Origin of the sequence: Fibrobacter sp. UWCM, from assembly GCF_900129735.1 — a bacterium.
Taxonomy (GTDB): domain Bacteria; phylum Fibrobacterota; class Fibrobacteria; order Fibrobacterales; family Fibrobacteraceae; genus Fibrobacter.
On sequence record NZ_FQWR01000007.1, the window covers coordinates 122693 to 138728 of the forward strand.

The 16036-nt window shown below is 49.2% G+C and carries 18 protein-coding genes; 6 read left to right on the plus strand and 12 right to left on the minus strand.

Annotated features, from left to right (window positions below; genetic code table 11):
- Positions 1-105 precede the first annotated feature (105 nt).
- Positions 106-1497: a DUF3943 domain-containing protein gene (locus BUB22_RS06695; protein WP_139258801.1), complete on the plus strand. Its 1392-nt coding sequence runs from the start codon at positions 106-108 to the stop codon at positions 1495-1497.
- On the opposite strand, the gene BUB22_RS06700 is transcribed toward BUB22_RS06695, so the two are convergent.
- From BUB22_RS06700 to BUB22_RS06710, 3 genes are all read right to left on the minus strand, one after another.
- Positions 1486-2298 (minus strand): LysR family transcriptional regulator, encoded by an 813-nt coding sequence (locus BUB22_RS06700; protein WP_073114452.1) that lies wholly within the window; start codon positions 2296-2298, stop codon positions 1486-1488. The genes BUB22_RS06695 and BUB22_RS06700 overlap by 12 nt on opposite strands.
- 66 nt (positions 2299-2364) lie before the next feature.
- Entirely contained in the window at positions 2365-3303 is a 939-nt protein-coding gene (locus tag BUB22_RS06705; protein WP_254794662.1) for an aldo/keto reductase, read from the minus strand.
- 582 nt (positions 3304-3885) lie between these two features.
- Positions 3886-4461: a hypothetical protein gene (locus tag BUB22_RS06710; RefSeq protein ID WP_073114453.1), complete on the minus strand. Its 576-nt coding sequence runs from the start codon at positions 4459-4461 to the stop codon at positions 3886-3888.
- A 516-nt stretch (positions 4462-4977) separates the two neighbouring features.
- Here BUB22_RS06710 and BUB22_RS06720 point away from each other — a divergent pair.
- The 5 genes from BUB22_RS06720 (at position 4978) to BUB22_RS06740 (ending at position 8233) form a co-directional block, all read left to right on the plus strand.
- Complete coding sequence (locus BUB22_RS06720; RefSeq protein WP_083535435.1) at positions 4978-6165, plus strand: FISUMP domain-containing protein; 1188 nt, start codon at positions 4978-4980, stop codon at positions 6163-6165.
- A 36-nt stretch (positions 6166-6201) separates the two neighbouring features.
- Entirely contained in the window at positions 6202-6291 is a 90-nt protein-coding gene (locus tag BUB22_RS16320; RefSeq protein WP_139258803.1) for an LEPR-XLL domain-containing protein, read from the plus strand.
- A 67-nt stretch (positions 6292-6358) separates the two neighbouring features.
- Entirely contained in the window at positions 6359-7435 is a 1077-nt protein-coding gene (locus tag BUB22_RS16090; protein ID WP_139258805.1) for a fibrobacter succinogenes major paralogous domain-containing protein, read from the plus strand.
- 269 nt (positions 7436-7704) lie between these two features.
- Positions 7705-7902: a hypothetical protein gene (locus tag BUB22_RS06735; protein WP_073114458.1), complete on the plus strand. Its 198-nt coding sequence runs from the start codon at positions 7705-7707 to the stop codon at positions 7900-7902.
- Positions 7889-8233: a type II toxin-antitoxin system PemK/MazF family toxin gene (locus tag BUB22_RS06740; protein WP_073114459.1), complete on the plus strand. Its 345-nt coding sequence runs from the start codon at positions 7889-7891 to the stop codon at positions 8231-8233. The genes BUB22_RS06735 and BUB22_RS06740 overlap by 14 nt, the downstream gene beginning before the upstream one ends.
- 320 nt (positions 8234-8553) lie before the next feature.
- Here BUB22_RS06740 and BUB22_RS06745 read toward each other — a convergent pair whose 3' ends face one another.
- Genes BUB22_RS06745 through BUB22_RS06785 form a run of 9 tightly spaced genes read right to left on the minus strand, consistent with a single transcriptional unit; the run spans position 8554 to position 15979 of the window.
- The gene (locus tag BUB22_RS06745) at positions 8554-9588 is read right to left on the minus strand and encodes a hypothetical protein (protein ID WP_073114460.1); all 1035 of its coding nucleotides are present in this window, start codon (positions 9586-9588) and stop codon (positions 8554-8556) included.
- A 9-nt stretch (positions 9589-9597) separates the two neighbouring features.
- Positions 9598-10980 carry a hypothetical protein gene (locus BUB22_RS06750; RefSeq protein WP_073114461.1) on the minus strand — a complete coding sequence of 461 codons (1383 nt, stop codon included), beginning with the start codon at positions 10978-10980 and terminating at the stop codon, positions 9598-9600.
- On the minus strand, positions 10977-11564 hold the full coding sequence (locus tag BUB22_RS06755) for a putative phage tail protein (protein WP_073114462.1): 588 nt from the start codon (positions 11562-11564) through the stop codon (positions 10977-10979). Before BUB22_RS06755 ends, BUB22_RS06750 begins: the two co-directional genes overlap by 4 nt.
- The gene (locus BUB22_RS06760; protein WP_139258807.1) at positions 11564-12772 is read right to left on the minus strand and encodes a discoidin domain-containing protein; all 1209 of its coding nucleotides are present in this window, start codon (positions 12770-12772) and stop codon (positions 11564-11566) included. The genes BUB22_RS06755 and BUB22_RS06760 overlap by 1 nt, the downstream gene beginning before the upstream one ends.
- On the minus strand, positions 12756-13079 hold the full coding sequence (locus tag BUB22_RS06765) for a phage GP46 family protein (protein ID WP_072807717.1): 324 nt from the start codon (positions 13077-13079) through the stop codon (positions 12756-12758). The genes BUB22_RS06760 and BUB22_RS06765 overlap by 17 nt, the downstream gene beginning before the upstream one ends.
- Positions 13076-13585, minus strand: coding sequence for a hypothetical protein (locus tag BUB22_RS06770; RefSeq protein ID WP_073114464.1), 510 nt, complete (start codon positions 13583-13585; stop codon positions 13076-13078). The genes BUB22_RS06765 and BUB22_RS06770 overlap by 4 nt, the downstream gene beginning before the upstream one ends.
- Complete coding sequence (locus tag BUB22_RS06775; protein ID WP_073114465.1) at positions 13586-14050, minus strand: phage baseplate assembly protein; 465 nt, start codon at positions 14048-14050, stop codon at positions 13586-13588. It lies immediately after the preceding gene.
- Complete coding sequence (locus tag BUB22_RS06780; RefSeq protein WP_073114466.1) at positions 14047-15054, minus strand: phage baseplate assembly protein; 1008 nt, start codon at positions 15052-15054, stop codon at positions 14047-14049. The genes BUB22_RS06775 and BUB22_RS06780 overlap by 4 nt, the downstream gene beginning before the upstream one ends.
- Positions 15044-15979 (minus strand): hypothetical protein, encoded by a 936-nt coding sequence (locus BUB22_RS06785; RefSeq protein WP_254794663.1) that lies wholly within the window; start codon positions 15977-15979, stop codon positions 15044-15046. Before BUB22_RS06785 ends, BUB22_RS06780 begins: the two co-directional genes overlap by 11 nt.
- Positions 15980-16036 lie beyond the last annotated feature (57 nt).

Here is a 16036-nt window from a genome sequence, read left to right on the forward strand (position 1 = left end):
GGGGAATTCTCGCAACTTCCGGACAGTCTCCGAATAAAGATTCTAGATAAGGATGCTGTCTTCAGCGTGCAGGAAGCGCGGGATCTGGTCAATTTCCGCAGGAGCATGGGTGACACCCTGGTTCCCAAAGAAAGTGCGCCCGACACAACCATTATTCCCAAAGACAGTCTGTTTGGCACCCACGTAAACCCGCTTATAGTCGGGACCGAAGTGCTCGGGCTCAACGCCTTTGTGTGGGCATGGGATTACTGGGTCCTGGACAAGAGTTACGCACATACGGGCCCCAGCTATTGGAAACGCAACTTCCGCGAAGGCTGGGAATGGGACCATAACCATTGGGCCATCAACTTTTACGGACATCCGTATCAAGGCTCCATGTATTACGCCACAGCCCGTGCCGGCGGCTACGGCTTTTACGGAAGCATGGTGTTTGCCGCCCTTGGGAGTTCCACTTGGGAAATGTTCTGCGAAACGGAATACCCGGCGCCGAACGACCTGATTTCTACGACGGTCGCGGGCTCCATGTTCGGCGAAGTCCTCTACAGACTTTCCCGCGCATCGTACAACGGTTCCAAGGTGCCCTGGTACAGGCACCTGCTCGCTTTTGCACTGGAACCCGCCGGATATGCCCAGCGCAGGGTGTTCGGCAACAGGGATTTTTATACGGGCTTGACACCAATTGAGTTGACGGTTGCCACGGGTATTGGCTCCAGGTTCGGTTCTGACTATCGGTTCGGTGGCGAAGATGCCGACGAGCTGGATGCCGAATGGAACGACCGTCACGGAATGATGGCGGTTTCCCTTGAGTATGGTCGACCCTACACGAGGGTAAGGAGACCGTTCGATTATTTCACTTTAAACTTCTTCGGCGAAGGCGGACTCGAAGGGAAAGTGTTGCAGATGGATATCATGGGGAAACTTGTGAACAGGGGTATCCACGGGCGAGGCCATTGGCTTGATTTTTCGGTGAATCTGGATTACGATACTTTTTACGGCGACCTTGCCACGGTAAGCACGCTTTCGCTTGGCGGGGCCATGGACATAGCCCTTTGGCTGACTCCCAACTTGCGGTTCCGTGTCATGAACCAGGTTTACTGGATTATGCTTGGCTCTGCCGACATGGGCTACGATGACATTATCCAAGAATTTCATCCGGATTACAAGCCCGACATGGATAGCTACCAGTACAATTCCGGCGTGAAATACAGCTTGATGATAGAAACCCTATACAAGAAGTGGAGAATCTACAACAAGACGACGATAGATGCCATGAAGACCATCGAGGGAACGACTGCGGAATATGGCGTTTCGGGCTGGGATTTCTTGCTCCTCAACAATACCGCGGTGGAATACAGACTGTTCTCCTGGTTGGATCTGGGCCACAGGCTTGACACCTACGTGAAAATGGCTGCCTATTCCTCGGAATATGCCGAACCCATGTCCAGGCGCATCCATGCCTTTTCGTGGTACCTGAACTTCCATTTGCTAGGGAGTTGACGCCAACGTCACTTTGAAAAATTCCACGTTCATTTCGCGGTCGGCGAGCGGCACAATCTTGCGGTCTTTGGGAATTTCGTAATCGAACTGATGATCCGAAACGAACGTCAACAGCGAAGATTGTTCGATGAGCTTTGAAATGCCTTTCGTGCTGTCGTGCTTGATGAAGGTGGCGTCGGGAATCTTCTTGCGCTTGACCTGCTCCCAGAACCCTACGTTGCTGCGCTGGATGATGGTCTCGCCCTTGAGTTCACGGAGCCGGATGGACTTGCGCTTGGCCAGCGGGTGCTTTTTGGGGAGCGCAATCGAGAGCCGCTCCTGCATGTATTTTTCGGCGCGGTATTTCTTTGCGCGGGGGGCCTTAAGCGTGATGCCGATATCCGCCGAGCCCTCGTTCAGCGCCTTCAGCACACCCGCCTCGTTGTCGATAATCTCGTAAGTGACTTGCGCGCCGGGGTATTTCTCCTGCAGTTCCTGCATCATCCGCATGGCGGGGAGGATGGCCACCGACGCGATGGAGAACGTGCGCGTACCCGCTCCCCGCGGGCTTACCTTTTCCATCATCTCGCCTTGCAAATCCATGATGCGCTTCGCGTATTCGGCAACCGTGCGTCCCTTCTCGTTCAGCTCGATGCGGTTCTTTTTGCGCTCGAAGAGCGGAGCACCGATTTCGTCTTCCAGCTTCTTGAACGCGCGGCTCACCGCCGGCTGCGAAGTGTAGAGCTTGTCCGCTACGGTAGAAAGGGTCCCGTATTCCAGGAACCCGGCCAGCAAACGCAAGATGTAAGTCTCGACAAACATAAAAAGCCCCTTTTGCGGAGAATATAATAATTCTGCTATGCGTCAAGTGAATAGTGGGGGCGATTTTCACCAGTTCTCGTAGCGGTGTCCCGTATCGAGGGCGGCGATTTGCTTCATTTCTTCGTCTGTCAACTCGAAGTCGAAAATCGATATGTTCTCTGCGATGTGGTCGGGGTTCTTGGAGCCCGGAATGGCAATGTAGCCCGATTGCACATGCCAGCGCAACACCACCTGTGCGGCCGATTTCCCGTGAGCCTTCGCTATCTTTGCGACAACCTTGTTCCCCAAGACGTCTTCGGTGTGGCCGCGCCCGCCCAGCGGGTAATAAGATTCAACCACAGCGCCGTAGCGTTTTGCGTAATCCTTGAATTCCGTGTTCTGGTAAAACACATGGTTCTCGTTTTGCACCACGGCAGGCTTGATTTCGAAATCGGCAAAAAAGCGCTTCGCCGTCTTTTCGGTGTAGTAATTCGATATGCCGATGGAACGAATCTTCTTCGCCTTCACCGCACGTTCCATAGCCTTGTAAACCGCCTTGTCTTCGGCGTCGCTCCCGTGCTGGTGCAACAGCATCAAATCAATATATTCGAGCCCCAGCTTTTCGAGTGAGTCGTCGATGTCTTCGTCCAGGGAACTGCTCCACGGCACCAGTTTCGACGTCACGAACAAATCTTCGCGCTTCACGAGCCCATCGTCAATCGCCCGGCGGATTCCCTTGCCCACGGCTTCTTCGTTGTCGTAATATTTTGCCGTATCAATCAATCGATACCCGTTCTTGATGGCGACATAGACAGCGTCTTCAGCCACCTTGCCGCGCAAAGTCCAAGTGCCAAGCCCGAGAATCGGCATATCGAAACCCGAATTCAACTTGACCGTTGGGGCCGCCCCTTTGCTATTCTGCACGATTGAATCTCCTTTGTCCGAAACCTTCGGCACCGCCTGCGACGCCGCATCGCTCGAACACGCCATGAACAGGAAAACGAGCAAGAAACTGAACCACCTCATGCCCTAAAAATAACCAAATCCCGCAACAAACCCAAATACTTATTTCGCATAAAAGATATGCTTTGAAGGCATAGGCGGGGGAGGAGTCCCCCTGATTGCAGCCTTGGCCTGTTGTCACCCTGGACCCTGGAGCGAAGCGATAGGGGATAGGGTCCAGGCCAAGTCTTCCATCACCCCCTCTCCTAAGGGGACACCCCCTAAAACCCCCGTTCCCGTGTTATCCTGAGCCCTGAAAGGGCGAAGGATCCAGACCTGTTTTTTTTAAAATCTTTCCCTCGATGTGCGCCTTCCCTCGCTCACAGATTCACTTTGTTCAACTGTTCGCTCGGGAAGCCCACATCTCGGTCAAAAAACAAGCGGTGGGTTCGGGAAATAAATGCTTTTGTGGGCGAAATCTGCTTTAGCAGGTTTGGCTAGTTACCGCAGGAGGAAACTCTTGTGACTGTTAGTTCCTGCGAGTTTCCGCCGAGAGTTCTGATTACTTGCGTATTATCGGCAATTTCCAGGAATTGTAACAGTTTTTTCTGTCCTGGTTTTATCCCCGCTCATAAAGAGCCCCTATAAGACCTAAAATATAGATTATTATACCCACATACCAATGCCTACCGGCAAATTAAACAAGATATGGAAATAAGGACTCTTCATCCGTACCAGATAGCCCACCCTGACATTGAACATGTCGATGATTGTCCCGATACAGAGCGAAAAGCCGTAATCAAAGCCAGTCTCGTTAATGTAGCCCAGTTCTGGACCTAGGGAAAACTTGAACGAAATGCCCCTTTCGTAGAAATATAGGATATTTGGCTGCAGCAAGAAGTTGAACCCGTCCGCATAAAAAGCATGCGTCCCAATAGTCCACAACCAAATGTGACTTGGTATAAAACTGGAATCATCACCTTTAATGTATATATAATTCCAATCACCAAAAACCCAATCTGCTCCAAAAGCGAAACCTGTGCCGCCTCCCAGGTACATATTCCAAGGAACCAATTCCCGAAAGAAAGTTTTTCCAGAGTTCTGCTGCACCCTAGCGGAATCCTGCGCTACATTGGGGGCCTGTTCCTCGTTGGCAAATGAGATGCCCGCCATCACGAGTACCATTAGAAAGGGTAAAAATAAACGATAAAACTTCATTTTTTTCGTTTTATCCCCGCTCATAAAGAGCCCCTATAAGACCTACTTCTTGAATATATCTTAATTAATGCAGGTTCGCAAGCGTTTTGACACTGAAAAAATCAGAAAAAAAAGGAAGGATTTCTTGGATTTTGTCGATTTCAACAAGCCTTTGTATAGCTCCCTAGGCGAAGCCTTGCCCCACCATGTCATGCCCGCTGTCATTCTGGAGCTAGGCAGTGGCGATAGAATCACGGGCACCTCCGACCTTGACCAGCGTCATCCTGGAGGGCAGCGACGGGATCCATACTTTTCTTACCAACATTTTTCAGGGGCAAGTCTTTGCCTCCCCCCTCTCCTAAGGGGCTCCGCCCCTTAAAAACCCCGCAACCCTTCTCGTCATCCTCGCGACCTGTGGTGAGCGAAGTCGAATCAAGGCGAGGATCCGCTATCATCTTGTCGGGCACCTTGTTTCCTAAATTTTACAATGGGGGGGGGTATGGACTTTGGCAGGGGCATTACCTATATTTAATAGGATAAACTATAGACGGGGATGTTCTTATGAAGAAGTCTTTCCAGCGTGTCATTGCGACCCTGAACTTGTTTCAGGGGAAGCAATCTCTAACCATCTTCTTGTTGGCGGCATTCTTCGCCCTGACCGCCTGTGACGATTCTTCGTCGGCGGGTGGCGATGAAACCGAAGTGTCAAGTTCATCGGTAGAGTATTCTGATTCGGAAAAATCTTCGTCGTCGGTTGAAAAAAAATCATCAGGTAAAGAAGCCGACGAAAAGGATGTATCGTCTAGCAGTAAGAAAACGACTTCTAGTTCTTCAGCTTTGTCATCGGATTCAAAAAACTCTTCATCAGGTGACAAGTCAGGGAGCAGTAGTTCCCAGACTTACCGCAGATGTCAAGAAGGGATGCTTGATACCTTGTATGAAGAGACGCGCACTCTTTACAAACATTGCGAAAATGATATGTGGCGGACGGATTCGATTGTCAAGATTGTAATAGAACAGCCCAAGGTTTACCCGAATATGGATAGCGTATTTGGGTCGGAGTTTAAAGCATACGGCACTTATAAAGATTTGCGTGATAACAATGTTTACAAGACTACCAAATATTATGAAAAGTTCCAGCAGAATGGTGGAACTGTAATAGACAGTTTTACCGTAATGGCCCAGAACCTGAATTACGCAGAAATAATGATTGACAGCACCACGACAGTATTTGATGACAGCAAGGTCGAAAAACGCTGCTACAAGGATGACCCCTGGTATTGCGACAACTACTTTGGCGCCCTTTACACCTGGAGCGAGGCGATGGGACTCCCCAAGGTGTGTGACAGCGTTGGTGTTGCAGATAACCCCAAGTGTAACATTGACCTTAGCAAAAAAGTTCAGGGAGTTTGCCCGATGGGTTGGCACGTGATGACGGAAACCGAATGGAAGCACTTTGCCTACACAAACGGATTAAATATGAGTTATTCTCTACTATCTCATGCAGTATGGGAAAAGAAGGTAGGAAATAATCCTTATGGAATGTCTGTTCTGCCAAATGGCGATGAATACCCTTATAATAAAGGGGCCAGTTTTTGGATTCCCTACGAAAAGTCTGAGACCAGTGGTGGCATGGTTTATTTTGGTCTCGCGGAAAGTTTTTCGGGTTTCTCAATAGACAAGTCAATGAAGTTTGGTTTTCATTATGTTCGTTGCGTACTAGATGATGGTGACACTTTTTTAAACTAAGAAACTATATAATACAAAGAATGATGGAGCAAAGTCATGACTGCAAAGATGGGAAACAACGGCAAACATAACAATTACAAAATCGAGGCTCTCGAACCCCGTCTGATGATGGATTTTGCGGTATAAATTCCACATTCCATATTTCACATTGCTTGGTTTGTGGGTGGTGAAAATTTTTACAGGAGATAAAGGTATGAAGTGTGTCAAGGGTATTGGTTTCTTGTGGGTGGCGGTGCTCGCGGCATTCTTCGCCCTTTCCGCCTGTGACGATTCTTCGTCGGCTAGTTCCGATGAAACAAGTGTTTCCAGTTCGTCTGTAGAGTCGCCTGATTCGAGTGTCACCCTGAGCGGAGCGTCAGCGGAGTCGAATGGGTCTAGTAACGAAACCAAAGACAAGTCATCGAGTAGTGAGAATAAGTCTAGCAGTTCAATAAAAGAAACAAAGAACTCGTCCGACTCCAAGAGTTCAAGTTCTGAGAAATCTGATGACTCATCCAGCAGCAACAAGGACGACTCTAGCTCATCGCTTCGATCTTCATCGAGTGTTAAGTCTAGCAGCAGTTCTTCTGTGAAGCAATCTTCTTCAAGCGTTGGTTTCATTGATCCTGATGATGTAGTTACGGGTACCATGACCGACAGCCGCGACAACAAAGTCTATAAGACGGTGACCATCGGCACCCAGACTTGGATGGCGGAGAATCTGAACTACGCTTACACCAGCGTTCCCTATAAATATGACAGTAAATATGGCAGTTACACCTCCGATTCCACAAGTTGGTGCTACGACGATGACCCTTCCAATTGCGACAAATACGGTCGTCTTTACACTTGGGCTGCCTCCATGGACAGTATAGGAACCTGGAGCACTAACGGAATAGGCTGCGGATACGGTTCCACATGTTCGCCTACTTACCCTGTTAGAGGAATTTGCCCCACAGGCTGGCACCTGCCCGATACGACAGAATGGAGGACTTTGCTCACCGCAGTGGGCGGTTCATTCCAAGCAGCAAAGATGCTCAAATCTACCAGCGGATGGGATGCTGCTGGCAAGGCCACCGATGCCTATGGCTTTTCCGCTCTTCCGGCGGGCGCCCGCGACAACAAGGGAGCCTTCAGCAGTCCGGGTTTCTACGCGTACTTCTGGAGTGCCACGGAGTTCCGTGACTACGCCTACAACATGTTCTTGGAGGGCAACGACGAGTTCGCATACCTGAAATACAAAGACAAGTACCTTGGCGTTTCCGTCCGTTGCGTCAAGGACTCTGACTAACCCGCCGATAAATAATCATTCCACACCCCACATTACACATTTCACACCCGCTTCTGCGTTAGGGGGCGTCGCACCGCCACGCGGTGGCGAGACGCGCAAGCGGCTCGATGAGCCGACCTCGGATCAGGTCCGGGGTGACGAGAGGCGAGCAGCACCCGACCCGGCCCTGGCCGGGGAACGCCCAAGGAAGTCGTGTTTTAAAAGCCTGTTCGCTTGCTTTAATACCGGAAATTGTATATATTTAGATTAGATGAATAAGGAGGTGCAGTATGTCTGATGTCGCTTTTGCCGATTTTACCGAGCAGGTGCTGTCTCTTTCCTATGAGCAGACCCTTACGCTGATGAGCAAGATGTTGGAATCGTTGAAGACCAAACGGCGCGAAGAAAGTTTCGCCGAACTGGAAAAAGACGTCGCGCGCAGTTCCATGAATTCCATGTGGGAGGAATTGAAGAATGACACATGGTGAAGTCTGGCTAATCGATTTTGGCGACCCAGTTGGCAGCCTTCCGTCCAAGATTCGCCCTGCGGTCGTGATGCAAAATGATCTGCTCGGCATAAAGAATCTGAACACTGTCGTTGCGATTCCTTTTACTTCGAATCTCGAAAGAGCTGGCCACGAGCCGAACATTCTTTTCCGAAAGGAAGAAACGGGTCTCCCGAAGGATTCTGTTGCGGTTATTCACCTTATCGGTGCGGTCAACAAGTTCTGTTTTGACAGAAAGGTTTCTACTATGTCAGAACTGAACTACCGCAGGCTTGTAGACGCCGTGACGAAATTAATTGACTGCGAGAAGTAGGAAAAGCCTTATTCGTCAGATAAGTCTGGCTAATCAGAACATCTTCGAATAATCATCCCACACTTCATATTTCACATTGCTTCTGCGTTAGGGGGCGTCGCACCTTTGTGGCGAGACGCGCAAGCGGCTCGATGAGCCGAGCGGGCTCGGCGAGCAGCACCCGCCCCGGCCTGGGTCGGGAAAAAGCCCATAAGACATTGGTTACGGTGGTAATTTTTTCTCTGTAGATTCGCAAACATTACTGAAATCAGTTATAACGGCGCGGTTGTTGTGAGACAAAAAATCGCCTTTCATGAGACAAAATGAAAGGCGTTTTTTTTTTAAACATTTGGAACAATGCTATTTAATTGTTCCCATCCATCTTGATTGCTGTTGATTTTATAGAATGTAATACCATAAGGACTTATAGTCACTTTGCGAGTTTCAGAACCAGTAAGAGTGGCTGATGAACTATACATGGATAATCCACCAGAACTATCCTGAACTTCGCCATCTATATTAAAATCTGCTTGGATAGCAACTTTTTCAATCCACGCAGAACCCGTAGTGCCACCTCTTCTTTCAGACAGAACCCGACCATTTTCAAGTTCAACCCATTCTGCATCATCTATATATGAATGACCAACACGCAAACATCCTGTATTGGTATCATATCGAATGGTTTGGGAATTATAGGTCGTATTCCCCTTTATTTGGAATGTAACAACGCCATCAGTGCCCACATGCACATCAAAAAAAGCGCTATTTCCGTTATTTTGAGCAGTTACGGATTTGCCTATGACTTCATCGCCACTTACTTCGTCTTCGAAAGTACCACTTCGGCTAGTTAAAGAACCGTCGCATTCAATGTCTCCTCCAACTGAGATATTATTGGCTGTTTTAATAGCATTGAAGAAGGCTTCAGCGCCCTGTAAAGGGATTTCAAAGGCTTTGCACCACCAAGTATGAGCCAGACTGATGTATTGCGTTATAAGCAACAACGCGGCCCCTTTATGACAAGTATAAGAGTTGCCGCAATAGGACAAAGTTACATCATTGCTGTTTCCTATAGGCATATAGAGTAAAAAACCGCTTGCAGCATGCCCGCTTACAGAACAATTTGTTGGGTAAGAAGATTCTGTAGGCGAGACACTTGTTTTGTGTAAAATTACAGAGTTCTTGTCCCAATCACCTAAATCAATAGTAATGGATGCGCCAAAACCCGAAAATGTTCTTACTTGGTTCATTTCAGAGTGTTCCGGGGGAAGCGGCAATCCACCTACTTCATCTGTACTTCTGTCAAAAGATGGATTTTGCAGAGCATTCAGGAACTCTGGAGTGATGATATCACCAGTTTTAAAGACCTTTTTGTTCATTTTTGACCTCTATATTTGATAAGTGTTTCCCTGGTTATCCCAAAGTTTTAAGTAGCAACCGTTCTCGGCAACCACTGTTTCGTTGTTCGAGTTCCCCAAGTTGGAGCAATCCTCAACAAGCAATAAATCTCTTGTAGGAATACTGGGCGTTGCCGAACTGTATTGAATAAGCCATTCCTGGTTCTGGTTGCTACCATTGCCTATGGCCGGGAACCAATATGTTTCACCCGCAGTAAGGTGAATGGACCCCGAATTCTTTTCGTATTTGTGCACATAGAAGTTACCTTCTTTAGTGCTGTCATTGTCGCCAACAGTACAAGAGGTGTCAGAAGAATCGCTTACCGGCGTCAGTTGGCTATCAAGAACAAGAGCGCCATAGTGATTGGGCTGAGAACTATGATAATCCAAAAATTGCCAGGCAACGATGTCGACATCGGCTGCGGGAACAACTTTCTGGAAAACCATGCCTGAAGAAGACAGGGTTAGCGCTTGGGCTACAGATTGGATCCGTTTAGAATTGGATACGGCATAGTTAGAGAGTTCGGTAAATGGGCCTGTAGCAACGGGTGTGGAAGCCGATTCTATGGCAATATTCGATATTGCGGCAAATAAACGAGAGCGATTTTCTCCATTAGGATTGATGACAGAATAGGTGTTTTTTATTGATTCTGCCGTTACATCCTGCAAATTGTCTGCATACCAACCAAGAAGCGGTATGGTATTCATGTTTTCGGAATAAGTGTTCCCTGCGATTTTGACGCTGTTTGCATCCGTAAAAACCACCAAATAGTATAATTTATTGGATTTAAGCTGTAGCGTACTTCCTTCAGGCACGGAAGCAACATACTTGATTGGTGCGACATGCAAGCCTGTAGTAGAAACGAGCGACGCCACATTGTCAGTGTTGGCTACCCAATGAATTGTATTGTCTGCCAAGTCGTAGCGGTACAAGGCAAATATCAATTTCGAAACAGAGCCGGTCTGATTCGTCGCAAACATGATTTTTGAATCAGTATCGTTGATTTCCTGATCCATGCCAGGGCTAAAAAGGGTTGCTTTGGCAAACAAGGTACCATTTCCTTGAATAGCTATACCCGTTTGGACTGCGCCAAGGTCAAGTGTATAGACGATTTTACTCTTGATGGTATCCACGGCTTCTTCGACTTCTTCGGTTACGGCATGTTCGATTTCCTCGATATTAACTTTCAGTGGATTTTCGGGAGTTCCGTCACCTTCTAACGATTCATCATGACTAGGAAGCAATTCACCAACGGGCAAGGTGAAATTCTCCTGTCCGGCAAATCCGGCCAAAGATGCATTTGCGGCCAAGGCCTGAGCCAAGGTTTTTGTTTCCATTTGAGACATTTTTTTGTCTAAGGTTTCTTCGTTCATGTTTCGTTCTCCAGGAGAAGTTGATGTCCGTTTTCAAGAAGCAGGGCTCCGCCATCTTCGAGCAACAAGCGACCTGCAGGTGGCTGTTGGAATTTCCATTTAATTTGAGTAAACGGGATTTTCTGAGCTTCCAATGTCTGTATCAATTTGGTACAAGAAGATTTCAGTCTATCACATTTAACCGTCCAGGTGTATTGTTCATCCTGGTCGTATACTTCAAAGCCTGCTCGGCCAAGGCCCGCACGGAGCATCCTGGGCGGTTTTACAATATCGATATCGAAACCGATTGCCGCTGCAAGCGCCTTGTAATGACGTTCCGCAATGCCTGAATCCCTGTTGATAGCCTCTAAAAGGGCTTGGTGGCGAACTTCCAAGGAGCCGGAATGGCCTAATTCATAAAGGTTTTCCCACCGTTCGAGAGTCGTTATTGCTGAACCAGGAAAGATTTCACGGTAGACGGCATCGGCGCTTTCCAGGGCTCTGTCAAGCTCCTTGGCTACGGCATATTCTTCCGCATCCATCTGGAGCGGATAGAGCTGCGTAAGAGCCCTATAGTGTGGACTTTCGAAGGGATTCTCAACCATTACTTCACCTTCAGGTCACCAAGGACGAATTTTTCAGTGGAATACGAGTCAATAGCATCTGTTTCAACCTGATATATCCCACCATTTTTCGATACTTCGATAGTAGTCGCATTCTCGCCACCATTTTTGATTGCGTATACAACAATTTGTGAAGGAATAAAGAGATCTCCTGGTTCTAAATCGGCGAAATATTTATTGACATCTTCCCGGAAACCGTCTTCGTCCAATTGTTGCGGGTTTAACACCGTAACACGTAGAGAAAGAGTTATTTCTACAGGAACATTGACCCAAATTTCACGCGGGGCAACGGGGCCTTCGTATTCGCACTTTGCCCGGACAGCTTCACAGCAGCGCATCGAAAGTGAACTCGGCCCCATTAGCATGAGAACCGTTCCCACGCCATAGTAGTTCTTGAGGCATCGGGATGATGTCGGGGCCTCATTTGAGTCACTAGGCACATAAATTTCGACGCCGAAACACTTGACGGTATTCAAAGCTTCGGTTTGCCAGCTTTCGAGCGCTTCGATTTCTTCAAGTTCTACCTTGACATACCTGGCAGAAACTTCGCTGAAATCGGTCATTGCCCACCAGTAGGCCGCATCAAGTTTACCCTGACGAGTCCATGTCTGGCCGTCATCGGAAGTAAATACGCCAAAGGTAGCCGGTCGGTTGGTAATGAAACCAAGACCAATTCCAAAGATTTTCTTCGAATCGCCAAAATCAATCACGACATTCTTTTCAGTGTCGCTGGATCCGCAAGTAAAGGCGATGTTTTCGCGGTCGTGCGGTTTGACAGCGTTGGCCGCGTTCAGGTCGGGCATGTTGCCGGAAATCATCGTAGATCCAAGCTCAATAGCCCTGCCAGTCGAAGAGGCTTCAAGTGCCCAGCGTTCGTAGTCGGTAGGCTTGCCGCCGCTCTTCGGGTTGCGAAGATACGACAGGATGAACGTCAAAAGCTCGCTTGCGGTCAGGTTGCTGTAGTCCAGCCCACGATCGTTCGCCCACTGTTCCAGGCTTTCCTGGTTCATCGTGGTCGGAAAAATCTGGTCAAGGGTCCAGTCCAGCTGCTTGTAGATGCCCCAGATGGCAGATGCAGAGGCTGCAAAACGGATATAATTTTCCGTTCCCTGGCTAATTTTGATAGTCGGGTTGTAGTTTTTCGCATCGACAATCATGCGCTGCAAGATTTGATCAACTGTTACGGACATCGCCGACCTCCACAAAACGCTTAAATTCAATCACATCGCCATTGTATGCGACACATACCACATGCACCAGGAGCTTGTCGGAATCGGCATAGGTTGCCGTTGATTCTACGCTTCTAAGGTGCTTGTAGTCCAGCATCCACTTTAATGCCTCGGTGGCATATGTTTCGGCTTTGCTCCTGGTGTTTTCGGATGCCACTTCACGGGCAAGTTCTTTGAAACGGTGGCCAAATTCAGGTTTCTTGTAAAATGAACCTTTTGCCACGGTAAGCGAAAGCTGAACCTCTTCTTTAATCTGGTCTGTTGTCATTGTAAGGTCTCCGGGAAAGGTGACGGGCTGGGCGGTGTCGTGGGCATGGTTTCAGTCACGGTACAAATAGCGGTTTTCAAGACCGTTTCAATGGCCCCAAAAAGCTTCTTGTAGGGCTTTTGAACTTCCTGCTTGGAAACGGCTTGCTCTTTTACCAAATTCGCGATGACCGCCAAAACAGCAGGCTGGACCGCCGCAAAAGTCGGAACGACCGAAACCACAGCCACACCACCGTGGGACGGTATTCCGGGCTTAGGCAGGCTCTGCCAATAAGCACAGAGCCTGGCGGCCATGTTGGCGGCAGTACCTTCGGATGGATTGCATACTGTAAAGGCGCTTTCAAGTAGTGTTTTGTCGCCACCAGCTGACAGGTCTGCACCGAGGATGACGCCGCCCTTGGCGTAGTCATCGTAGGCCTTGGCAAGCTGCGGGGCCACGCTTGTTTTGCCATCGGCAGACTTGACAATCCGGGAAAATTCGGAATCGAGAGTGTCCAGGTCAAGCATTTAGACCCCCGTATCCTGCTGTGTAGGCGGTGCAGTGGGTGCGCCAAGGTTGCCAACGTGAGTATGCTGATTGAAAGTATCGCGAAGTTTTGAGAGATTTCCGATCTTATCCTTAACTTCGCCATTGACACGCACGTCGCCATCGATATCAAGACCGCCCTCGGCCTTGATGGCGATGGTTCCATCGTCCTTGAGGATGATATAGTGTGCCTTTTCGCGGTAAATGGCCGTTTCGCCTTCCTTTACGGCGGGATGGTCCTTGCCGTCGCTTGCAACAGCAATGACCACATTGCCAAACTGCAAGAAAAGGCAACGCTCACCGGCCTTGGGAATGCTGATAAAGCCAAAATGCTGCATCATCTGACGGCCTTCAAATTCGATACCGTTAGCCTTGCCGCTGATACTGCGGAGCTTGCCTGCCACATCCTTGCAGCTGGTTACCAAGCTTGTGAAAAATTTCATCATAACGAGCCTCCAGGCTGTAATTCAAGGCGGGTGCGCTTGCCCTCACTCCTGGAGAGCGTGAACGTGCGACGTTTAATCAGATACGAGTCAACAGCGCCGTTGTAATGGTCCTCTACATCGCAAAAGGCGTTGATTGTCCAGGGAATACCGTTTTGCGAGTGCCCGGACATCGTGTATTCGAGCTGGATTGCGGATGCCTTTTCCGTTGCCAGCTGAAGTTCTGCGGTTTTCTTGGCAGGGCCCTCATTCTCGTTCCAGTTTACCACAAGAGGGCGATAGAACGGGAAATCGTCATTTTTGACCGAGGCGGCTACATACTTGATGTCGCTATCGTCCTGGCTTTCGCCGATAACCTTGATAAGCGAGTGCTGACCGTTCAATGTTTCGGTGACAGACCCCTCGATATAGTCCATTTCCTCGCCATTTTCAAAGGCATGGATTCTGAAATCGGCCTTGCCACGTTCAACAGGCTTGTCAAAGACCAGTGAGCCGTCAGGAGATGCCCAGAATAGAAAACCGAGCGAATTGGCCGCTTTCTTCAGGACATCAAAGACGCTATCTCCCGGAGAAAGCTCGACGAATTTGCGCTTGATTTTATCCTTATCTGACCCGGAGTTGAAAACGAAATCTTTCCTGGAGAGAAACGGCAGGTCCTTCACAAGCCGTTCTGCCAGCTGGGGAAGCGTCCTTGGCAAAGTTCCAAACTTTGTCACGCTGGAGTCGGCTAGCACCGACGCCACCGATCGCCCCTCGATTTCCATCTTGGGCCCGCTGCGAGAAAGGGAACGGCGCACGGTATCGATAATCCCCGCCATGACGCACTTGCGGTTCACAAAGATTTGACACAGGTTGCCGCGGTTCATATCGTACTTAGAATCGCATGCGAACGAGAATGAGCCTTCCGGGGAATAGAGGTCCGCATCGATCGTGTAGCTCACGAACTTGTCCACCCGAGCTCTCCCTTTGGCATTCGCCACAAGCACGACGACTTCATCATTCTGCATAGACAAGCACCTCGCCTTTCATGAACGTGGGATTCTTGGCGTTATTCAATGCGCAAAGGCGCTCAGCCGCCTTATAATTCAGCTTGTTGTCCAGGGCAATCTTGTGGAGCGGTGTTTCGTGGGTCACGTTGATTGTCTTGGTGGTCATGTATTCCAGCTTGATACGAAGCACCGCATCCGACAGCGTCGCCGCCATTTTCTTGAGCCTGTAGGGGCTTACAGCCTGCGGAAGAACCTGTTGGATGAACTCCCTTGCCAAGGCTAACGTATCCTCAAGTTCATCGGGGGAAAGCAGATACGGTTCGCTTTCCGAAGCCAGTTCGCGGCCTTCGGCATCGTCAATGGCGACTCGTTCAGCCGCAATAGATTCGCCCATCTTTTTCTCGTCATCAGAAATCTGCTTGGCGGTCTCCGTAGCGACAGTAGCGGCAGCAAGGGTCGCAAATGCAGCCCGAACGCTTGCGGGGGCACCATAAAGAGATGCCAACATCGATGAAGCGTTGGTGACCAAGGTGGCGGTAGATGCCCTGGATTTGCCCTTGTTGGAACTGGCCTTTCTGGCAAGTGTCACGAAAGAATCGCAGCATTCCTGGATAGCCTTTGTCAAGGTTCCTGACAGCGAGTCCATATAATCGATGGTCGTATTGATTGCATCGACAGGGGCCTTTATGGATTCAATTGTTCCCAGGAGTTGCCCCATGGCCTTGTTTGTCGCTTCGCCAAAGCTGCGGGCGGCATCGCCTAATGAGCCCCAAACATCGATAAGCGACCAGTCCGAAGAACCGGGAATATCGGGAACGCCGGTCTGTTGCATCGATACGGCGACACTCTCCTGGACTTCCAAATTGAGAGCCTGTGTTTCTTCAAAATTGGCGTCATACGGGTCCGTATAGCTCTGGATATCGTCCTGAACATGCGCTACCACAAAATCAAATGTAAATGCGGCATATCTCTTGCGACGGTCATTACTGAATGATACGTT

Excerpts from the sequence above, each read along its gene's own strand:
- BUB22_RS06695 (WP_139258801.1), top strand. The coding sequence starts at position 106 with ATGGGTGACACCCTGGTTCCCAAAGAAAGTGCGCCCGACACAACCATT.
- BUB22_RS06700 (WP_073114452.1), bottom strand. The coding sequence starts at position 2,298 with ATGTTTGTCGAGACTTACATCTTGCGTTTGCTGGCCGGGTTCCTGGAA.
- BUB22_RS06705 (WP_254794662.1), bottom strand. The coding sequence starts at position 3,303 with ATGAGGTGGTTCAGTTTCTTGCTCGTTTTCCTGTTCATGGCGTGTTCG.
- BUB22_RS06710 (WP_073114453.1), bottom strand. The coding sequence starts at position 4,461 with ATGAGCGGGGATAAAACGAAAAAAATGAAGTTTTATCGTTTATTTTTA.
- BUB22_RS06720 (WP_083535435.1), top strand. The coding sequence starts at position 4,978 with ATGAAGAAGTCTTTCCAGCGTGTCATTGCGACCCTGAACTTGTTTCAG.
- BUB22_RS16320 (WP_139258803.1), top strand. The coding sequence starts at position 6,202 with ATGACTGCAAAGATGGGAAACAACGGCAAACATAACAATTACAAAATC.
- BUB22_RS16090 (WP_139258805.1), top strand. The coding sequence starts at position 6,359 with ATGAAGTGTGTCAAGGGTATTGGTTTCTTGTGGGTGGCGGTGCTCGCG.
- BUB22_RS06735 (WP_073114458.1), top strand. The coding sequence starts at position 7,705 with ATGTCTGATGTCGCTTTTGCCGATTTTACCGAGCAGGTGCTGTCTCTT.
- BUB22_RS06740 (WP_073114459.1), top strand. The coding sequence starts at position 7,889 with ATGACACATGGTGAAGTCTGGCTAATCGATTTTGGCGACCCAGTTGGC.
- BUB22_RS06745 (WP_073114460.1), bottom strand. The coding sequence starts at position 9,588 with ATGAACAAAAAGGTCTTTAAAACTGGTGATATCATCACTCCAGAGTTC.
- BUB22_RS06750 (WP_073114461.1), bottom strand. The coding sequence starts at position 10,980 with ATGAACGAAGAAACCTTAGACAAAAAAATGTCTCAAATGGAAACAAAA.
- BUB22_RS06755 (WP_073114462.1), bottom strand. The coding sequence starts at position 11,564 with ATGGTTGAGAATCCCTTCGAAAGTCCACACTATAGGGCTCTTACGCAG.
- BUB22_RS06760 (WP_139258807.1), bottom strand. The coding sequence starts at position 12,772 with ATGTCCGTAACAGTTGATCAAATCTTGCAGCGCATGATTGTCGATGCG.
- BUB22_RS06765 (WP_072807717.1), bottom strand. The coding sequence starts at position 13,079 with ATGACAACAGACCAGATTAAAGAAGAGGTTCAGCTTTCGCTTACCGTG.
- BUB22_RS06770 (WP_073114464.1), bottom strand. The coding sequence starts at position 13,585 with ATGCTTGACCTGGACACTCTCGATTCCGAATTTTCCCGGATTGTCAAG.
- BUB22_RS06775 (WP_073114465.1), bottom strand. The coding sequence starts at position 14,050 with ATGATGAAATTTTTCACAAGCTTGGTAACCAGCTGCAAGGATGTGGCA.
- BUB22_RS06780 (WP_073114466.1), bottom strand. The coding sequence starts at position 15,054 with ATGCAGAATGATGAAGTCGTCGTGCTTGTGGCGAATGCCAAAGGGAGA.